Raw genomic sequence first — 15,928 nt, forward strand, 5'->3', positions numbered from 1 at the left:
GATACCGAATGACCCGCATCGTTACCCGCCCCGTCGCGCCCGCCGACGCCGAAGCGCTCGCGCGCCACGGCCTGCATCCGGTGCTCGCGCGCCTGTACGCGTCGCGCGGCGTGCAATCGCCCGCCGACATCGAGACGGCGCTCGCGCGCCTCGTCCCGCCGACCGAACTGAAAGGCTGCGCCGACGCCGCCGCGCTGCTCGCCGACGCGATCGCCGAGAAGCGGCGCCTGCTCGTCGTCGCCGACTACGACTGCGACGGCGCGACCGCCTGCGCGGTGGCGGTGCGCGGGCTGCGCATGTTCGGCGCGCAGATCGACTACCTGGTGCCGAACCGCTTCGAATACGGCTACGGACTCACGCCCGAAATCGTCGAGCTGGCCGCCGCGCGCAAGCCCGACCTGCTGATCACCGTCGACAACGGCATCGCGAGCGTCGCCGGCGTCGAAGCGGCGAACGCACGCGGCATCGACGTGCTCGTGACCGACCACCACCTGCCCGGCGACGCACTGCCGCCCGCGCGCGCGATCGTGAACCCGAACCAGCCCGGCTGCGCGTTTCCGAGCAAGCACATCGCGGGCGTCGGCGTGATGTTCTACGTGTTGCTCGCGCTGCGCGCCGAGCTGCGCCGCCGCGGCGCATTCGCGAGCAAGGCCGCCGAGCCGCGCCTCGACGGGCTGCTCGACCTCGTCGCGCTCGGCACCGTCGCCGACGTCGTGCGGCTCGACGGCAACAACCGCGTGCTCGTCGCGCAGGGGCTGCAGCGCATCCGCAACGGCCGCATGCAGCCGGGCATCGCCGCGCTGTTCCGCGCGGCGGGCCGCGACGCACGCACCGCGTCGGGCTTCGATCTCGGCTTCGGCCTCGGCCCGCGGCTGAACGCGGCCGGCCGGCTGTCCGACATGTCGCTCGGCATCGAATGCCTGATCACCGACGACATCGGCCGCGCGTGGGCGCTCGCGCAGCAGCTCGACACGATGAACCGCGAACGGCGCGAGATCGAGGCCGGCATGCAGCAGCAGGCGCTCGCCGATCTCGCCGATGTCGATCCGGCCGATGCGTGCTCGATCACGCTGTTCAATCCCGAATGGCACCAGGGCGTGATCGGCATCGTCGCCGGCCGGCTCAAGGAGAAGTTCCACCGCCCGTCGTTCACGTTCGCGCACGCGGACGAGCACGGCACGCGCGTGAAGGGCTCCGGACGATCGATTCCGGGCTTCCATCTGCGCGATGCGCTCGACCTCGTCTCGAAGCGCGAGCCGGACCTGCTCGTCGCGTTCGGCGGCCACGCGATGGCGGCCGGCGTCACGCTCGACACCGACAACGTGCCGCGCTTCGCGGCCGCGTTCGAGGCCGTCGCGCGCGAATGGCTGTCCGACGACGCACTCGCGCGCGTGATCGAAACCGACGGCGAACTCGAGGACGCGTACTTCACGCCGCAGTTCGTCGGCCTGCTCGACGAGGCGGTCTGGGGCCAGGGCTTTCCGGCCCCGCTTTTCTCGGGCGAGTTCGACGTCGTGTCGCAAAGCCTCGTGAAGGACAAGCACCTGAAGCTGCAGCTCGCGCGCGGGCGCCAGCGCTTCAACGCGATCTGGTTCAACCGCACCGAGCCGCTGCCGGCGAGCGCGCTGCTCGCGTATCGGCTCGTCGCCGACACGTGGAACGGCGTCACGCGCGTGCAACTGATCGTCGAGCACGCGAGCGCGTGACGGGCGCCGCCGCCTGGCGCGATGCCGCGCCGGACGGGGCCGCCGCGGCCGCCTGGATTCGATCGGCGCCACCGGGAGCCTCTGCCGATCGGCTATAATTCCGCTTTTTTACGAAGCACGAAAAGCGAAACGATCATGGAAGCGGAACGTCTCAACGCGATCGAAAGCTCCCTGCTCGACCTGCGCACGCGCGCGGGCGAGCTTCGGGGGTATCTTTGACTACGACGCCAAAGCAGCGCGTCTGACCGAAGTCAACAAGGAACTCGAAGACCCGAACGTCTGGAACGATTCGAAGAACGCCCAGGCGCTCGGCCGCGAAAAGAAGCTGCTCGAAGGCGTCGTCACGACGCTCACCGAACTCGATAACGACCTGCGCGACGCGCTCGACCTGTTCGAGCTTGCACGCGAGGAAGGCGACGAGGACACGCTCATCGCCTCCGAAGAAGACGCCGCGAAGCTGGAAGCGCGCGTCGCCGACATCGAATTCCGCCGGATGTTCTCGAACCCGGCCGACCCGAACAACTGCTTCATCGATATCCAGGCCGGCGCAGGCGGCACCGAAGCCTGCGACTGGGCGTCGATGCTGCTGCGCCAGTACCTGCGCTACTGCGAGCGCAAGGGCTTCAAGGCCGAAGTGCTCGAAGAATCCGACGGCGACGTCGCCGGCATCAAGAACGCGACGATCAAGGTGTCGGGCGAATACGCATACGGCTATCTGCGCACCGAAACCGGCATCCACCGGCTCGTGCGCAAGTCGCCGTTCGATTCGTCGGGCGGCCGTCACACGTCGTTCTCGTCGGTGTTCGTCTATCCGGAAATCGACGACTCGATCGAAGTCGAGATCAACCCGGCCGACCTGCGGATCGACACGTACCGCGCATCGGGCGCGGGCGGCCAGCACATCAACAAGACGGACTCGGCGGTGCGGATCACGCACATGCCGACCGGCATCGTCGTGCAGTGCCAGAACGACCGCTCGCAGCACCGCAACCGCGCGGAAGCGATGGCGATGCTGAAGTCGCGCCTGTACGAAGCCGAGCTGCGCAAGCGCCAGGCCGAGCAGGACAAGCTCGAATCGAGCAAGACCGACGTGGGCTGGGGTCACCAGATCCGCTCGTACGTGCTCGACCAGAGCCGCGTGAAGGATCTGCGTACGAACGTCGAAATGAGCAACACGAAGGCGGTGCTCGACGGCGATCTCGACGACTTCATCAGCGCGAGCCTCAAACAGGGCGTGTAAGCGCCGCGGCGCGGCCCGGCCGCGCCGCCCTTCCCGCTTGCGTTGCCGCACCATTCCGAATTCCGACCATCATGACCGAACCGACCCAAACGCAGCCCGCCGTCGCGGCGGACGAAAACCAGATCATCGCCGAACGCCGCGACAAGCTCCGCGCCTTGCGCGAGCAAGGCGTCGCCTATCCGAACGACTTCCGCCCGACGCACCGCGCAGCCGAGCTGCAGGCGAAATTCGCCGAGTCGGACAAGGAAGCGCTCGAAGCGAATCCGTTCGAGGTCGCGATCGCCGGCCGGATGATGCTCAAGCGCGTGATGGGCAAGGCGAGCTTTGCGACCGTGCAGGACGGTTCGGGCCAGATCCAGTTCTTCGTGACGCCGAACGACGTCGGCGCCGAAACCTACGACGCATTCAAGAAGTGGGACCTCGGCGACATCGTCGCCGCGCGCGGCGTGCTGTTCCGCACCAACAAGGGCGAGCTGTCGGTCAAGTGCACGGAGCTGCGGCTGCTGTCGAAGGCGCTGCGTCCGCTGCCCGACAAGTTCCACGGCCTGTCCGACCAGGAAATGCGCTATCGGCAGCGCTACGTCGACCTGATCGTCACGCCGGAGACGCGCGACACGTTCCGTGCGCGCACGAAGACGATCGCGTCGATCCGCAAGTTCATGAGCGATGCCGAGTTCATGGAAGTCGAGACGCCGATGCTGCACCCGATTCCGGGCGGCGCCGCGGCGAAGCCGTTCGTCACGCATCACAATGCGCTCGACATGCAGATGTTCCTGCGCATCGCGCCGGAGCTGTACCTGAAGCGGCTGATCGTCGGCGGCTTCGAGCGCGTGTTCGAGATCAACCGCAATTTCCGGAACGAAGGCGTGTCGCCGCGCCACAACCCGGAATTCACGATGATGGAGTTCTACGCCGCGTACACCGACTATCGCTGGCTGATGGACTTCACCGAGCAGCTGATCCGCCAGGCCGCGATCGATGCGCTCGGCACCGCGACGATCCAGTACCAGGGCCGCGAGCTCGATCTCGCGAAGCCGTTCCATCGGCTCACGATCACGCAGGCGATCCAGAAGTACGCGCCGCAGTACACCGACGGTCAGTTGTCCGACGATCCGTATCTGCGCAGCGAACTGAAGCGCCTCGGCGTCGACGTCACACAGCCCGCGTTCCTGAACGCCGGCATCGGCGCGCTGCAGCTCGCGCTGTTCGAGGAAACGGCCGAATCGCAGCTGTGGGAACCGACGTTCATCATCGACTACCCGGTCGAAGTGTCGCCGCTCGCGCGCGCATCGGACACGGTGCCGGGCATCACCGAGCGCTTCGAGCTGTTCATCACCGGCCGCGAGATCGCGAACGGCTTCTCGGAGCTGAACGATCCGGAAGATCAGGCCGCGCGCTTCAAGAAGCAGGTCGAGCAGAAGGACGCGGGCGACGAGGAAGCGATGTACTTCGACGCCGACTATATCCGCGCGCTCGAATACGGGATGCCGCCGACCGGCGGCTGCGGGATCGGCATCGACCGTCTGGTCATGCTGCTGACCGACAGCCCGACGATCCGCGACGTGCTGCTGTTCCCGCACCTGCGTCGCGAAGACTGACAGTTCGCGCGCTTGCGTGCGCCGCCGCTGCGGCGCACGCGCGTCAGCTTTGTAACGGCGCGTAAATCCTGCCGGCCGATACGGGCCGGCTGTCGATCCTCCCCCGTTTTATTCGCTTCACCGGCGCCGCGCGCGCCCGGCCACCCTCTCCTTCGCCGCCCCGCCAGACAGGCGCGACCGCTGCAATTCGTTACACCTTGATACGGCACGCCGTTTGCGCGTGGACGACACTCCGGATGCGTCACCACGCATTGCAACGGGGCCGGCACGGCGGCATGCACGCCGCGTCCGATCGATCCCGACGCGTGGGATCCGCTTCAGCGCTGCTGCGTACGCGGATCGACCCTCGGAGAGCCAAAATGGACAATCAGAATCAGACCACACCGCAAAAGCAACGCCTTCATCCGCTGATCGCCACGGCCGCGGGTGCCGTGATCGTCGCGAGTCTCGCGGCAACGGCCGCGATCACGGGCGTATTCCCGAAAGCGAACAGTACCGGCGAGCAGAACGGGCAGACCCAGGCCGCGCTGATCGCCTCGCAGCCGGCCGTCGATACGGCGGCGGCCGCAAGCGCCGCGCTCGCCGCGCAGGCGCAGCAGCAGGCGGCCGAACAGGCCGCGCAGCACAAGGCCGCGGCCGCTCAGCCCGAGCCGAAGCCGGCGCCGCGCCCGGTCCATCGTCGCCATACGCCGCCGCAGCAGCCGCCGCAGTATGCACAGCAGCCGTCCGCGCCCGCGCAGGCCGCGTACTGCCAGTCGTGCGGCACGGTCGTCGCGATCACGCAGACGCGTACGGCCGGCCAGAGCTCGGGCATCGGCGCGATCGGCGGCGCCGCCGCGGGCGGCCTGCTCGGCAACCAGTTCGGGCACGGCAACGGCCGCACCGCGATGACGATCATCGGCGCGCTCGGCGGCGGTCTCGCCGGCAACCAGGTCGAGAAGCAGGTTCGCGCGGAAACCGACTATCAGGTGCAAGTGCAGATGGAGAACGGCGCGACGCGCACGTTCACGTACCGCAATCCGCCGCCGTTCGGCCAGGGTCAGCGCGTACGCGTCGAGAACGGCACGCTGGTCGGCGCATGATCGTCGCGCTCGCCCGCACGGCGGGCGGCTACGCGCAGCGGCAATAAAAAACGGCTCGTGACGCAGGTCACGAGCCGTCTCTTTTTGCGCGAAGCGCAGGGGACGTCAGTCTTCGTCGTCGAAGTCCGATTCGTCGATCCAGTGCGCCTGGATCGCTTCGAGGATTTTCTCGCCGGAGCGGTTCGGATCGTCGTCGAAGCCGTCGAGCGCGATCACCCACGCGCGCAGGTCGACGAAATTGATCCGCTGCGGATCGACATCCGGATGCTTGTCTGCAAGCGCGATCGCGATTTCGCGCGAATCGGTCCATTTCATGGCCTGCTCTCCCGTATCGATGGCGGGCCGGCCCGGCAGACAGGCCGCCTTGTCGCCCCGCCCGTCCGTCCGTCCGTCAGTGATTTTCCTTCGCGTGATTGATCGAGTACTTCGGAATCTCGACCACGAGATCCGAATCCTCCTTCACGATCGCCTGACACGACAGGCGCGACGTCGGTTCGAGCCCCCACGCCTTGTCGAGCAGATCGTCCTCGTCCTCCTCGGACGGATCGAGTTCGTTGAAGCCTTCGCGGATCACCACGTGGCAGGTCGTACACGCGCACGACTTCTCGCACGCGTGCTCGATCTCGATGCCGTTGTCGAGCAGGTTGTCGCAAATACTCTTGCCGGGCGTCGCGTCGATCACCGCGCCGTCCGGGCACAGTTCGACGTGAGGCAGCACCACCAGTTGAGGCATGTCCGTTCCGTCAGTCAGAGTGCGGCGACGCGCGCCGCACGGTTCAATATCGCGCGGACCGTCGGGCCCGCGCGCGAGTCGTCGTTCGTTCAGATCTCGTCGAGCCGCCGGCCCGACAGCGCGCGCTTGATGCTCTTGTCCATCCGGCGCGCCGCGAATTCGTCGGTGCCGTCGGCGAGCGCCTTGGTCGCCGCTTCGATCGCGTCCGCGTCGTCGCCCTGCGCGATCGTGCGCAGCGCCGCGACGCGCGCATCGATTTCCGCGCGCTCCGCGGCATCGAGCAGTTCGCCGTCGGCCGCGAGCGCGGCCTGCGTCGCCTCGATCATTCGCTCGGCCTCGACCTGCGCCTCGCGCAGCGCACGTGCGCGCATGTCGACTTCGGCCGTCTTGAAGCTGTCCTCGAGCATCTTCGCGATGTCGTCGTCGGCGAGGCCGTACGACGGCTTCACGACGACCGACGCCTCGACGCCCGAATGCTGTTCACGCGCGAACACCGACAGCAGCCCGTCCGCATCGACCTGATACGTGACGCGAATGCGCGCCGCGCCGGCCGTCATCGGCGGAATGCCGCGCAGCTCGAAACGCGCAAGCGACCGGCAGTCGGCGACGAGCTCGCGCTCGCCCTGCACGACGTGAATCGCCATTGCGGTCTGGCCGTCCTTGAACGTCGTGAATTCCTGCGCGCGCGCGATCGGAATCGTCGAATTGCGCGGAATGATCTTCTCGACGAGGCCGCCCATCGTTTCGACACCGAGCGACAGCGGAATCACGTCGAGCAGCAGCCAGTCGTCGCCGCTGCCGCGATTGCCGGCGAGCAGATCGGCCTGGATCGCCGCGCCGAGCGCGACGACCTGGTCCGGATCGAGGTTGACGAGCGGCGGCTGGCCGAAATACTTCGCGACCGCCTCGCGGATCACCGGCATGCGCGTCGCGCCGCCGACGAGCACCACGCCCTTGATGTCGGCCGGCGTCACCTGCGCGTCGCGCAGCGCCTTGCGCGTCGGCGTCAGCGTGCGCTGCACGAGCGGCTCGACGAGCGTCGCGAACGTGTCGTGCGAGATCGTCTGCGCGAGATGCGCGCCGTTCGACAGCGTGACGTCAAGCGCCGCCTCGGGTGCCGACGACAGCGCCTCCTTCAGCACGCGCACGCGATCGAGCAGCAGGCGCACGTCTTCGGGCGCGAGCGTCTTCGCGTCGAGACCGGCCTGCGCGAGCACGTGATCGAACAGCGCGTGATCGAAATCGTCGCCGCCCAGCGCGGAATCGCCGCCCGCCGCCAGCACTTCGAATACGCCCTTCGTGAGCTTCAGGATCGACAGGTCGAACGTGCCGCCGCCGAGGTCGTAGACGGCGTAGAGCCCTTCGGCCGCATTGTCGAGACCGTATGCGATCGCCGCCGCGGTCGGCTCGTTCAGCAGACGCAGCACGTTCAGGCCGGCGAGCCGCGCGGCATCCTTCGTCGCCTGGCGCTGCGCGTCGTCGAAGTAGGCCGGCACCGTGATCACGGCGCCGACGAGCTCGTCGCCGAGCGTGTCTTCGGCACGTTGCCGCAGCGTCGCGAGAATCTCGGCCGACACCTCGACCGGGCTTTTCACGCCGTCGACCGTGCGGATCTGCACCATGCCCGGCGCATCGACGAATTCGTACGGCGCGTTCGCCGCCCCTTCGACTTCGGCCTTGCCGCGGCCCATGAAGCGCTTGACCGACACAATCGTGTTGCGCGGATCGGTGGCGGCCTGCGCCTTGGCGTCGTGACCGATACGGCGGCCGCCGTTCTCGAGATAACGGACCACGGACGGCAACAGCACGCGGCCCGCGTCGTCCGGCAGCACTTCGGGCACGCTGTTGCGCACGGCCGCGACGAGCGAGTTCGTCGTGCCGAGATCGATCCCGACGGCGAGCCGCCGCTGGTGCGGCGCCGGCGCCATGCCCGGTTCGGAAATTTGCAGTAAAGCCATCTTGGTTCGTTCGGGCGCTCGGCCCGTTTGCTGCGCGTGCCGCGAGGCACGCGGTTAAGTTTCGAGGCGCTCGATCTGCGCGCCCACTTCAGACGCGACGCGCTCGATGAACATCAGCTGGCGCACGGCCTCGGCGGCCGCCTGATCGGCGCCGCTGTCGAGCAGCGTGCCGAGCCGCTCGAGGCGCGCGCGCTTCTCGTCGCGCAGTTCCGCAAGCAGCGCGTCGAGCGCATCGACGTTGCGGGCTGCCGCGGCGTCCTCGATGCTTTCGCGCCATTCCATCTGCTGCATCAGGAACGCGGGCTCCATCGCGGTGTTGTTCTCCGCGCCGATGTCGACGCCGCGCAGCGACAGCAGATAGGTCGCGCGCTTCAACGGATCGCGCAGCGTCCGGTACGCCTCGTTCGCGCGCGTCGCCCACTGCATCGCGATGCGCTTCTGCGCGTCGCCGGCCGCGGCGAAGCGGTCCGGATGCACCTGCGTCTGCACGGCCCGATAGGCGGCGTCGAGCGCCGCTTCGTCGAGCGCGAACTGCGCCGGCAGATGAAACAGATCGAAATGGCTGTCTTTCAGCGAGACCATCGTCGCGTTCAATTCCGGTTCGTCGTGCGGCGAACGCCGCCCAATAAAAAGGCGGCCCGTGCCGCCTCTTGCCCGCGTCGCGCGGAGATCCGCGTCAGACGCGGAAGGATTCGCCGCAGCCGCACTCGTCCTTCACGTTCGGGTTGTTGAACTTGAACCCTTCGTTCAGGCCTTCGCGCGCGAAGTCGAGCTCGGTGCCGTCGATATACGCGAGGCTTTTCGGGTCGACGACGACCTTCACGCCATGGCTCTCGAACACCTGATCCTCGGGGGCAAGCTCGTCGACATACTCGAGCTTGTACGCGAGCCCCGAGCACCCGGTCGTGCGAACGCCGAGCCGCAGGCCCAGGCCCTTGCCGCGACGGACCAGGTATTTCTGGACGTGCTGTGCTGCTTTTTCGGTCAGTGTAATTGCCATGATGTCCTTGCCGCGGCGCGCCGTCGGCACGCCGCGATTCCCTTCACAAGCCGCTCGATGCGTCAGGCCGCTGCCTGATCGTCCTGCTTCGTGTCGTGGCGCTTCTTGTAGTCGGCCACGGCTGCCTTGATCGCGTCTTCCGCGAGGATCGAGCAGTGGATCTTCACCGGCGGCAGCGCGAGTTCTTCGGCGATCTGCGTGTTCTTGATCGCGAGCGCTTCGTCGAGCGTCTTGCCCTTCACCCATTCGGTGACGAGCGAGCTCGATGCGATCGCGGAACCGCAGCCGTAGGTCTTGAACTTCGCGTCTTCGATCACGCCGTCCGCGCCGACGCGAATCTGCAGCTTCATCACGTCGCCGCAGGCCGGCGCGCCGACCATGCCCGTGCCGACCGCGTCGTCGTCCTTCGCGAACGAACCGACGTTGCGCGGGTTTTCGTAGTGATCCAGAACCTTGTTGCTGTAAGACATGACTCAGACTCCTTGACTCGTTACGTCTGCGTGCGCGAATCCGCCCGCGGGTATGTTCGATATGCGGTGCTCAGTGTGCGGCCCATTCGATCGTCGACAGATCGATGCCTTCCTGGTGCATTTCCCAGAGCGGCGACAGCTCGCGCAGCTTCGCGATCTTGCTGTTCAGCAGTTCGATCACGTAGTCGACTTCCTGCTCCGTCGTGAAGCGGCCGACCGTGAAGCGGATCGAGCTGTGCGCGAGTTCGTCGTTGCGGCCGAGCGCACGCAGCACGTACGACGGCTCCAGCGACGCCGACGTGCACGCGGAACCCGACGACACCGCGACGTCCTTGATCGCCATGATCAGCGACTCGCCTTCGACGAAGTTGAAACTGATGTTGAGGTTGTGCGGGATACGGTGCTCCATGTCGCCGTTCACGTACGTTTCCTCGATCTGCGACAGGCCGCGCAGCAGCTTGTCGCGCAGCATGCGGATGCGCTCGTTCTCGGTCGCCATTTCTTCGCGCGCGATGCGGAACGCTTCGCCCATGCCGACGATCTGGTGCGTCGGCAGCGTGCCCGAACGCATGCCGCGCTCGTGGCCGCCGCCGTGCATTTGCGCTTCGATGCGCACGCGCGGCTTGCGACGCACGTACAGCGCGCCGATGCCCTTCGGGCCGTACGTCTTGTGCGCGGAGAACGACATCAGATCGACCTTCAGCTTGGCGAGGTCGATCTCGACCTTGCCGGTCGCCTGGGCGGCATCGACGTGGAACACGATGCCCTTCTCGCGGCAGATCTCGCCGATCGTCTCGATGTCCTGGATCACGCCGATCTCGTTGTTCACGTGCATCACGGACACGAGGATCGTGTCGGGGCGCAGCGCGGCCTTGAACACGTCGAGGTCGAGCAGCCCGTTTTCCTTCACGTCGAGATACGTGACTTCGAAGCCGTCACGCTCGAGCTCGCGGCACGTGTCGAGCACGGCCTTGTGCTCGGTCTTCACCGTGATGATGTGCTTGCCCTTGCCCTTGTAGAAGTTCGCGGCGCCCTTGATCGCGAGGTTGTCGGATTCCGTGGCGCCGGACGTCCAGATAATCTCGCGCGGATCCGCGTTCACGAGCGCGGCCACCTGCTCGCGCGCCTCCTCGACCGCGCGCTCGGCATCCCAGCCGTACGCGTGGCTGCGCGACGCCGGGTTGCCGAACTGTTCGCGCAGGTACGGCACCATCTTGTCGACCACGCGCGGATCGACGGGCGTCGTGGCGCTGTAATCCATGTAGATGGGCAGGTGGAGGGTCTGTTGAGTCATCTGTCGCTCCGGGATTCTGTGCAGGGACGATTTGCGTTATAGGGTGTGGCGCGGTTCGCGCTCACGAACTCGCGATGTTGAACACCGAATTGGGACCGAGCGGCATCGTGCGCACCGGCTCGGCCGGCGCGGCGACGGGCTCCGGCGCGCGCCGGTCGCGCAGCACTGCGGGCGCGCCTTCGCGTGCGCGCTGCTGATCGACGAGATCCTGCAGCGACACGGAATCGAGGTATTCGACCATTTTCTGGTTCAGCGTCGACCACAGCTCGTGCGTCATGCAGTGGCCGTCCGGCTGCTTCGAGCCGTCGCACGTGCCCTTGCCGCCGCATTGCGTCGCGTCGAGCGGTTCGTCGACCGCGATGATGATGTCGGCAACGGTCACGTCCTGCGCGCGGCGCGCGAGGTTGTAGCCGCCGCCCGGGCCGCGCACGGATTCGACGATTTCATGCCTGCGCAGCTTGCCGAACAGCTGTTCGAGATACGAGAGCGAAATCCGCTGGCGCTGACTGATGCCTGCAAGCGTCACCGGGCCCTGCTCCTGGCGCAGTGCCAAGTCGATCATCGCCGTGACGGCGAAACGGCCTTTGGTGGTGAGTCTCATGGTGTCTAGGGGACTGCAATCTTGACGATTTTGGTCAAGTATAAATATTTGACGATTTTAGTCAAGTATCCATGTCTTCGGCAGGGTATTCGCAGATCGCTGAATACCGCGCCGCGTTCAGCGGGCGAGGCGCGCGCGCAGCGTGTCGAGCAGGCCCTCGCACGCGCGCTCGACCTGGTCGAGCACCTGTTCGAAGCCCTGCGCGCCGCCGAAGTACGGATCGGCCACCTCGGTTTCGCTCGCGCCGGGCGCGAATTCCATCAGCAAGCGCACCTTGTCGCGATGCGCGGGTGGGCAGCGCCGCCGCAATTCCGTGAGATTGGCTTCGTCCATCGCGAGCAGCAGGTCGAAGCGCTCGAAATCGTCGGCGCTCACCTGCCGTGCACGCAGCGTCGACAGATCGTAGCCGCGCGTGCGCGCCGCGGCTTGCGCGCGCGTGTCGGGCGGCTCGCCGACGTGCCAGTCGCCGGTGCCGGCCGAATCGATCTCGATATGGTCGGCCAGCCCGGCCGCGTCGACCTGATGCCGCATGACGCCCTCTGCGGTGGGCGAACGGCAGATGTTGCCGAGACAGACGAAACAGATCGCAACGCGCGTCATCGCACTATCGGAAAGCCGCGGCGGACCGCGTGGAGGAAGAACGCGCCATTATACAAAGGCGCCCGATCTCGCGCCGTCGCGCCAAGCGACGGCGACCTGTACTACAGCGTCTTCGGGGCGGCGAGCACGACATCGCCGGAGGCGGCCGGCAGCGACTGCGACCCGTCGCCGACGAGACCGAACGACACGGCGCGCGCCAGTTCGGCGGAAGCCTGATGAACCGCGACCGGACCGCGCGACGGCGCGTTGTCCGTCGCGTGCAGATAAGCGGCCGCTGCAAGCGGTACGACGATTGCAAGCGGCCAGTACGTCGCTATTGTCTTTCTCATGATGCGGACCTCATTGACCTGATGCCCCGGAAACCCGATTCCGGGGACTACAGGACGTATTCTATAGACCGCATCTATCAGGATAAATACGCAAATAGTGAATGCAGTGTTGCGTCGCGATGAACAGTATCAGCCGAGATGGCTTTGCGACGCCGCGTACAGTTCGCGGAACGTGCGCCCCGTCGGCGTCGGCATGTCGCGCGTGTCCATCCAGCCGCCCATCATCGGCAGCCGTCGCAGCATCCCGCCGTCGCCGCCGAGCCGCTCGAGAATCCGCACCGCGAGCTTCGTCGTCAGCGCGTACAGCATCGGACGGCGCGCGAGGAAGCCCCAGGCGGCAAGCGCCGCGCGTTCGCGCCACGGCCGCAGGTGACGCTCCACCTGCTTTTCGCGCAACGTGCGCAGCAGGTGCGACAGCGGAATCCCGACCGGGCACACGCTGTCGCATTCGCCGCAGAGCGTCGCCGCCTGCGGCAGGTCGAGCGCGCGGTCGAGCCCCACGTAGCTCGGCGTCAGCACCGATCCCATCGGGCCGGGATACACCCACCCGTACGTGTGGCCGCCGACCTTCTGATACACGGGACAATGGTTCATGCACGCGCCGCAGCGGATGCAGCGCAGCATCTCCTGGAATTCGCCGCCGATGAGGCCCGTGCGTCCGCCGTCCACCAGCACGACGTAGTTGTGCTCGGGGCCGTCCTCGTCGCCGGGCCCGCGCGGGCCCGTCAGCAGCGAGAAATAGTTCGACGTCTTCTGCCCGGTCGCCGAGCGCGGCAGCAAGCGCATCGCGGTCGCGAGATCCTCGAGCGTCGGCAGCACCTTCTCGATGCCCGTCACCGCGACGTGCACGCGCGGCATCACCGTGCACATTCCCTCGTTGCCCTCGTTCGTGACGAGCGCGACCGAGCCGGTCTCCGCGATCACGAAGTTGCCGCCCGTCACGCCCATGTCGGCCGACAGGAAGTGCGGGCGCAGCATCTCGCGCGCCTCGCGCGTCATGTCCGGGATCTCGGTCAGCCGCTCGCGCCGGTGCGTGCGCGCGAACAGATCGGCGATCTCGTCCTTGTCCTTGTGGACGACCGGCGCAATGATGTGGCTCGGCGGCTCGTTGTCGTTGATCTGCAGGATGTATTCGCCGAGATCCGTCTCGATCGACTGCACGCCCATCTCGGCGAGCACCGCGTTCACGTGCATTTCCTCGGACACCATCGACTTCGTCTTGATGACCTTCTTCACGTCGTGACGGCGCGCGATGTCGGCGACGAGCCGCGCCGCGTCGGCCGTCGTTTCCGCGAACAGCACGGTCGTGCCGCGACGCGTCGCCTCGCGCTCGAAGGCCTCGAGCCACACGTCTAGATTGTCGAGCGCGCGGTTGCGGCGCGCCTTCAGCGCCGCGCGCGTCGCCGGAAAGTCGATCGCCGTCATCGCGTCCGCGCGCGCGGACACGAACTTCGTCGACAGTTTCTTCAGGTTCTGCTGCAGACGCTGATCCGCCAGCTTCTGGCCGGCGCGCGCCTTGAAGTGCATCGATTGGACTTGCATCGCGGTATCGGGGGAGAAAGTGAGCGGAACCGGGCGTCAGACGTCGCCCGCCAGCACCTGCGCGACGTGCAGCACGCGCGTATCGCGGTCGCCGGTACGGCGCAACCGCCCTTCGATGTTCAGCATGCAGCCGAGATCGCCGAGCACGACCGTGCCGGCGCCCGACGCGCGCACGTTCGCGCACTTCTCGTCCGCGATCGCCGCCGAAATGTCGCCGTACTTCACCGCGAACGTGCCGCCGAAGCCGCAGCAGTGCTCGCAGTCCTTCATCTCGGTGACCGCGACGCCGCGCTGCGCGAGCAACGCACGCGGCTGCGCCTTCACGCCGAGTTCGCGCAACCCGGAACACGAGTCGTGATAGGTGACGGGCCCCGCGAATTCGCCGGGCGCCAGCGTGACCTTCGCGACGTTGACGAGGAAATCGGTCAGTTCGTAGACCTTCGGCTGCAGCCGCGCATAGCGGGCCATCAGCTCGGGATCGTCGCGGAACAGGTCGCCGTAGTGCGCGCGGATCATCCCGCCGCACGACCCGGACGGCGCGACGACATAGTCGAACTGCTCGAACTCGCGCAGCATCTTTTCGGCGAGGTCGCGCGCGAGCGCGCGCTCGCCCGAGTTGTAGGCAGGCTGGCCGCAGCACGTCTGCGCGGGCGGCACGAATACCTCGTAGCCCGCGTCGCGAATCAGCTTGAGCGCCGAGAAACCGATTTCGGGACGCATCAGATCGACCAGACAGGTCACGAACAAACCGACTCGCATACGCGCTCCTCCGGGAAAACGGCCCTCATTATCCGCCGTTTGGCCGACAAGACCAACGCCGGCGCGTGCCCCTGCCGCAAGCGAGGACTTCCTCGAACAGCGTTCGCTTTTTTCACCATACGAGATACAATCGGTTCAACACCGCTTGCCGCGTCAACTGATTCCCCCGCCGACATGAACCAACCCACCCCGGATTCCAAAACGTCGATCCAGGTGATCGAACGCATGATGAGGCTGCTGGACGCGCTCGCCGCTCACAGCGATCCCGTCAGCCTGAAGGAACTCGCGCAGCGCACGGAACTGCATCCGTCCACCGCGCATCGCATCCTGAACGACATGGTGACCTGCCGCCTCGTCGACCGCTCCGATCCCGGCACGTACCGGCTCGGCATGCGGCTGCTCGAACTCGGCAACCTCGTGAAGGCGCGCCTGTCGGTGCGCGATGCGGCCCTGATGCCGATGCGCGAGCTGCACCGCCTCACCGGCCAGACGGTCAACCTGTCGGTCCGGCAAGGCGACGAGATCGTCTATATCGAGCGTGCGTATTCGGAGCGCTCGGGCATGCAGGTCGTCCGCGCGATCGGCGGCCGCGCGCCGCTGCATCTGACCTCCGTCGGCAAGCTGTTCCTCGCGGCCGACGAAACCTCGCGCGTCCGTGCGTACGCGACGCGCACGGGGCTGTCCGGCCACACGCAGAACAGCATCACCGATCTGACCAAGCTCGAGCGCGAGCTGACGCTCGTGCGCCAGCAATCGTGCGCGCGCGACAACGAGGAGCTCGAGCTCGGCGTGCGCTGCATCGCGGCCGGCATCTACGACGATTCGGGCAAGCTCGTCGCGGGGCTGTCGCTGTCGGCGCCGGCCGATCGCCTGCAGGATGCGTGGATCAGCCAGCTCAGCCGCACCGCGCTGACGATCTCCGAAGCGCTCGGCTATCGGCCGGAAGTCGTGAAGGAAGCGGAAGGCCTGCAACGGCAGGCATGACGCGCCGCCGGCGCCGCAATGCAAAAAGCCCC

General features: G+C 67.0%; 17 protein-coding genes. 5 read left to right on the forward strand and 12 right to left on the reverse strand.

Translation table 11 applies throughout. From position 1 onward, the window contains the following. Nucleotides 1–8: 8 nt before the first annotated feature. The 4 genes from recJ to ACSHSS_RS12195 all read left to right on the forward strand — a co-directional run bounded on the left by recJ (nucleotide 9) and on the right by ACSHSS_RS12195 (nucleotide 5,626). On the forward strand, nucleotides 9–1,706 hold the full coding sequence (gene recJ / locus ACSHSS_RS12180; protein WP_039334591.1) for a single-stranded-DNA-specific exonuclease RecJ: 1,698 nt from the start codon (nucleotides 9–11) through the stop codon (nucleotides 1,704–1,706). 135 nt (nucleotides 1,707–1,841) lie between these two features. Next, a protein-coding gene (prfB, locus tag ACSHSS_RS12185) for a peptide chain release factor 2 (protein WP_100085614.1) occupies nucleotides 1,842–2,946 on the forward strand; the annotation gives its coding sequence in 2 pieces (ribosomal slippage) (nucleotides 1,842–1,922 and nucleotides 1,924–2,946; 1,104 coding nt in all). Between the two features lie 71 nt (nucleotides 2,947–3,017). Next, nucleotides 3,018–4,544, forward strand: a complete 1,527-nt coding sequence (gene lysS, locus ACSHSS_RS12190; protein ID WP_445545024.1) for a lysine--tRNA ligase — start codon at nucleotides 3,018–3,020, stop codon at nucleotides 4,542–4,544. A 359-nt stretch (nucleotides 4,545–4,903) separates the two neighbouring features. After that, complete coding sequence (locus ACSHSS_RS12195; protein WP_445545025.1) at nucleotides 4,904–5,626, forward strand: glycine zipper 2TM domain-containing protein; 723 nt, start codon at nucleotides 4,904–4,906, stop codon at nucleotides 5,624–5,626. A 105-nt stretch (nucleotides 5,627–5,731) separates the two neighbouring features. Here the strand turns inward: ACSHSS_RS12195 and iscX are convergent, their stop codons facing one another. The 12 genes from iscX to ACSHSS_RS12255 form a co-directional block, all read right to left on the reverse strand. Beyond that, nucleotides 5,732–5,941 carry a Fe-S cluster assembly protein IscX gene (iscX, locus tag ACSHSS_RS12200; RefSeq protein ID WP_006408177.1) on the reverse strand — a complete coding sequence of 70 codons (210 nt, stop codon included), beginning with the start codon at nucleotides 5,939–5,941 and terminating at the stop codon, nucleotides 5,732–5,734. Between the two features lie 76 nt (nucleotides 5,942–6,017). Further along, nucleotides 6,018–6,359 carry an ISC system 2Fe-2S type ferredoxin gene (fdx, locus tag ACSHSS_RS12205; protein ID WP_006401949.1) on the reverse strand — a complete coding sequence of 114 codons (342 nt, stop codon included), beginning with the start codon at nucleotides 6,357–6,359 and terminating at the stop codon, nucleotides 6,018–6,020. Nucleotides 6,360–6,448: 89 nt separating this feature from the next. After that, entirely contained in the window at nucleotides 6,449–8,317 is a 1,869-nt protein-coding gene (hscA, locus tag ACSHSS_RS12210; RefSeq protein ID WP_054317715.1) for a Fe-S protein assembly chaperone HscA, read from the reverse strand. A 54-nt stretch (nucleotides 8,318–8,371) separates the two neighbouring features. After that, nucleotides 8,372–8,899 carry a Fe-S protein assembly co-chaperone HscB gene (gene hscB / locus ACSHSS_RS12215; protein ID WP_012213077.1) on the reverse strand — a complete coding sequence of 176 codons (528 nt, stop codon included), beginning with the start codon at nucleotides 8,897–8,899 and terminating at the stop codon, nucleotides 8,372–8,374. A gap of 94 nt (nucleotides 8,900–8,993) precedes the next feature. Then, the gene (iscA, locus tag ACSHSS_RS12220) at nucleotides 8,994–9,317 is read right to left on the reverse strand and encodes an iron-sulfur cluster assembly protein IscA (protein WP_012213076.1); all 324 of its coding nucleotides are present in this window, start codon (nucleotides 9,315–9,317) and stop codon (nucleotides 8,994–8,996) included. Nucleotides 9,318–9,379: 62 nt separating this feature from the next. After that, nucleotides 9,380–9,787 (reverse strand): Fe-S cluster assembly scaffold IscU, encoded by a 408-nt coding sequence (gene iscU, locus ACSHSS_RS12225; protein WP_006401953.1) that lies wholly within the window; start codon nucleotides 9,785–9,787, stop codon nucleotides 9,380–9,382. A gap of 70 nt (nucleotides 9,788–9,857) precedes the next feature. Beyond that, entirely contained in the window at nucleotides 9,858–11,081 is a 1,224-nt protein-coding gene (locus ACSHSS_RS12230) for an IscS subfamily cysteine desulfurase (RefSeq protein WP_006401954.1), read from the reverse strand. Nucleotides 11,082–11,142: 61 nt separating this feature from the next. Next, nucleotides 11,143–11,682, reverse strand: a complete 540-nt coding sequence (gene iscR, locus ACSHSS_RS12235) for a Fe-S cluster assembly transcriptional regulator IscR (protein WP_006401955.1) — start codon at nucleotides 11,680–11,682, stop codon at nucleotides 11,143–11,145. 117 nt (nucleotides 11,683–11,799) lie between these two features. Continuing rightward, a complete protein-coding gene (locus ACSHSS_RS12240) occupies nucleotides 11,800–12,282 on the reverse strand; it encodes a low molecular weight protein-tyrosine-phosphatase (RefSeq protein WP_217261735.1) in 483 nt (160 codons plus the stop codon). Nucleotides 12,283–12,383: 101 nt separating this feature from the next. Then, nucleotides 12,384–12,611, reverse strand: coding sequence for a hypothetical protein (locus ACSHSS_RS12245; protein ID WP_445545026.1), 228 nt, complete (start codon nucleotides 12,609–12,611; stop codon nucleotides 12,384–12,386). 129 nt (nucleotides 12,612–12,740) lie between these two features. Continuing rightward, the gene (locus ACSHSS_RS12250) at nucleotides 12,741–14,153 is read right to left on the reverse strand and encodes a lactate utilization protein B (RefSeq protein WP_006408173.1); all 1,413 of its coding nucleotides are present in this window, start codon (nucleotides 14,151–14,153) and stop codon (nucleotides 12,741–12,743) included. Nucleotides 14,154–14,189: 36 nt separating this feature from the next. After that, nucleotides 14,190–14,912 (reverse strand): (Fe-S)-binding protein, encoded by a 723-nt coding sequence (locus ACSHSS_RS12255; RefSeq protein WP_006412885.1) that lies wholly within the window; start codon nucleotides 14,910–14,912, stop codon nucleotides 14,190–14,192. A gap of 174 nt (nucleotides 14,913–15,086) precedes the next feature. On the opposite strand from ACSHSS_RS12255, the gene ACSHSS_RS12260 reads away from it, so the two are divergent. Next, complete coding sequence (locus tag ACSHSS_RS12260) at nucleotides 15,087–15,896, forward strand: IclR family transcriptional regulator (RefSeq protein WP_006401960.1); 810 nt, start codon at nucleotides 15,087–15,089, stop codon at nucleotides 15,894–15,896. Nucleotides 15,897–15,928 lie beyond the last annotated feature (32 nt).

It is taken from the genome of Burkholderia sp. BC1 (assembly GCF_052683555.1).

Coding starts and splice junctions, on each gene's coding strand:
- recJ (WP_039334591.1), top strand. CDS start 9: ATGACCCGCATCGTTACCCGCCCCGTCGCGCCCGCCGACGCCGAAGCG.
- lysS (WP_445545024.1), top strand. CDS start 3,018: ATGACCGAACCGACCCAAACGCAGCCCGCCGTCGCGGCGGACGAAAAC.
- ACSHSS_RS12195 (WP_445545025.1), top strand. CDS start 4,904: ATGGACAATCAGAATCAGACCACACCGCAAAAGCAACGCCTTCATCCG.
- iscX (WP_006408177.1), bottom strand. CDS start 5,941: ATGAAATGGACCGATTCGCGCGAAATCGCGATCGCGCTTGCAGACAAG.
- fdx (WP_006401949.1), bottom strand. CDS start 6,359: ATGCCTCAACTGGTGGTGCTGCCTCACGTCGAACTGTGCCCGGACGGC.
- hscA (WP_054317715.1), bottom strand. CDS start 8,317: ATGGCTTTACTGCAAATTTCCGAACCGGGCATGGCGCCGGCGCCGCAC.
- hscB (WP_012213077.1), bottom strand. CDS start 8,899: ATGGTCTCGCTGAAAGACAGCCATTTCGATCTGTTTCATCTGCCGGCG.
- iscA (WP_012213076.1), bottom strand. CDS start 9,317: ATGGCAATTACACTGACCGAAAAAGCAGCACAGCACGTCCAGAAATAC.
- iscU (WP_006401953.1), bottom strand. CDS start 9,787: ATGTCTTACAGCAACAAGGTTCTGGATCACTACGAAAACCCGCGCAAC.
- ACSHSS_RS12230 (WP_006401954.1), bottom strand. CDS start 11,081: ATGACTCAACAGACCCTCCACCTGCCCATCTACATGGATTACAGCGCC.
- iscR (WP_006401955.1), bottom strand. CDS start 11,682: ATGAGACTCACCACCAAAGGCCGTTTCGCCGTCACGGCGATGATCGAC.
- ACSHSS_RS12240 (WP_217261735.1), bottom strand. CDS start 12,282: ATGACGCGCGTTGCGATCTGTTTCGTCTGTCTCGGCAACATCTGCCGT.
- ACSHSS_RS12245 (WP_445545026.1), bottom strand. CDS start 12,611: ATGAGAAAGACAATAGCGACGTACTGGCCGCTTGCAATCGTCGTACCG.
- ACSHSS_RS12250 (WP_006408173.1), bottom strand. CDS start 14,153: ATGCAAGTCCAATCGATGCACTTCAAGGCGCGCGCCGGCCAGAAGCTG.
- ACSHSS_RS12255 (WP_006412885.1), bottom strand. CDS start 14,912: ATGCGAGTCGGTTTGTTCGTGACCTGTCTGGTCGATCTGATGCGTCCC.
- ACSHSS_RS12260 (WP_006401960.1), top strand. CDS start 15,087: ATGAACCAACCCACCCCGGATTCCAAAACGTCGATCCAGGTGATCGAA.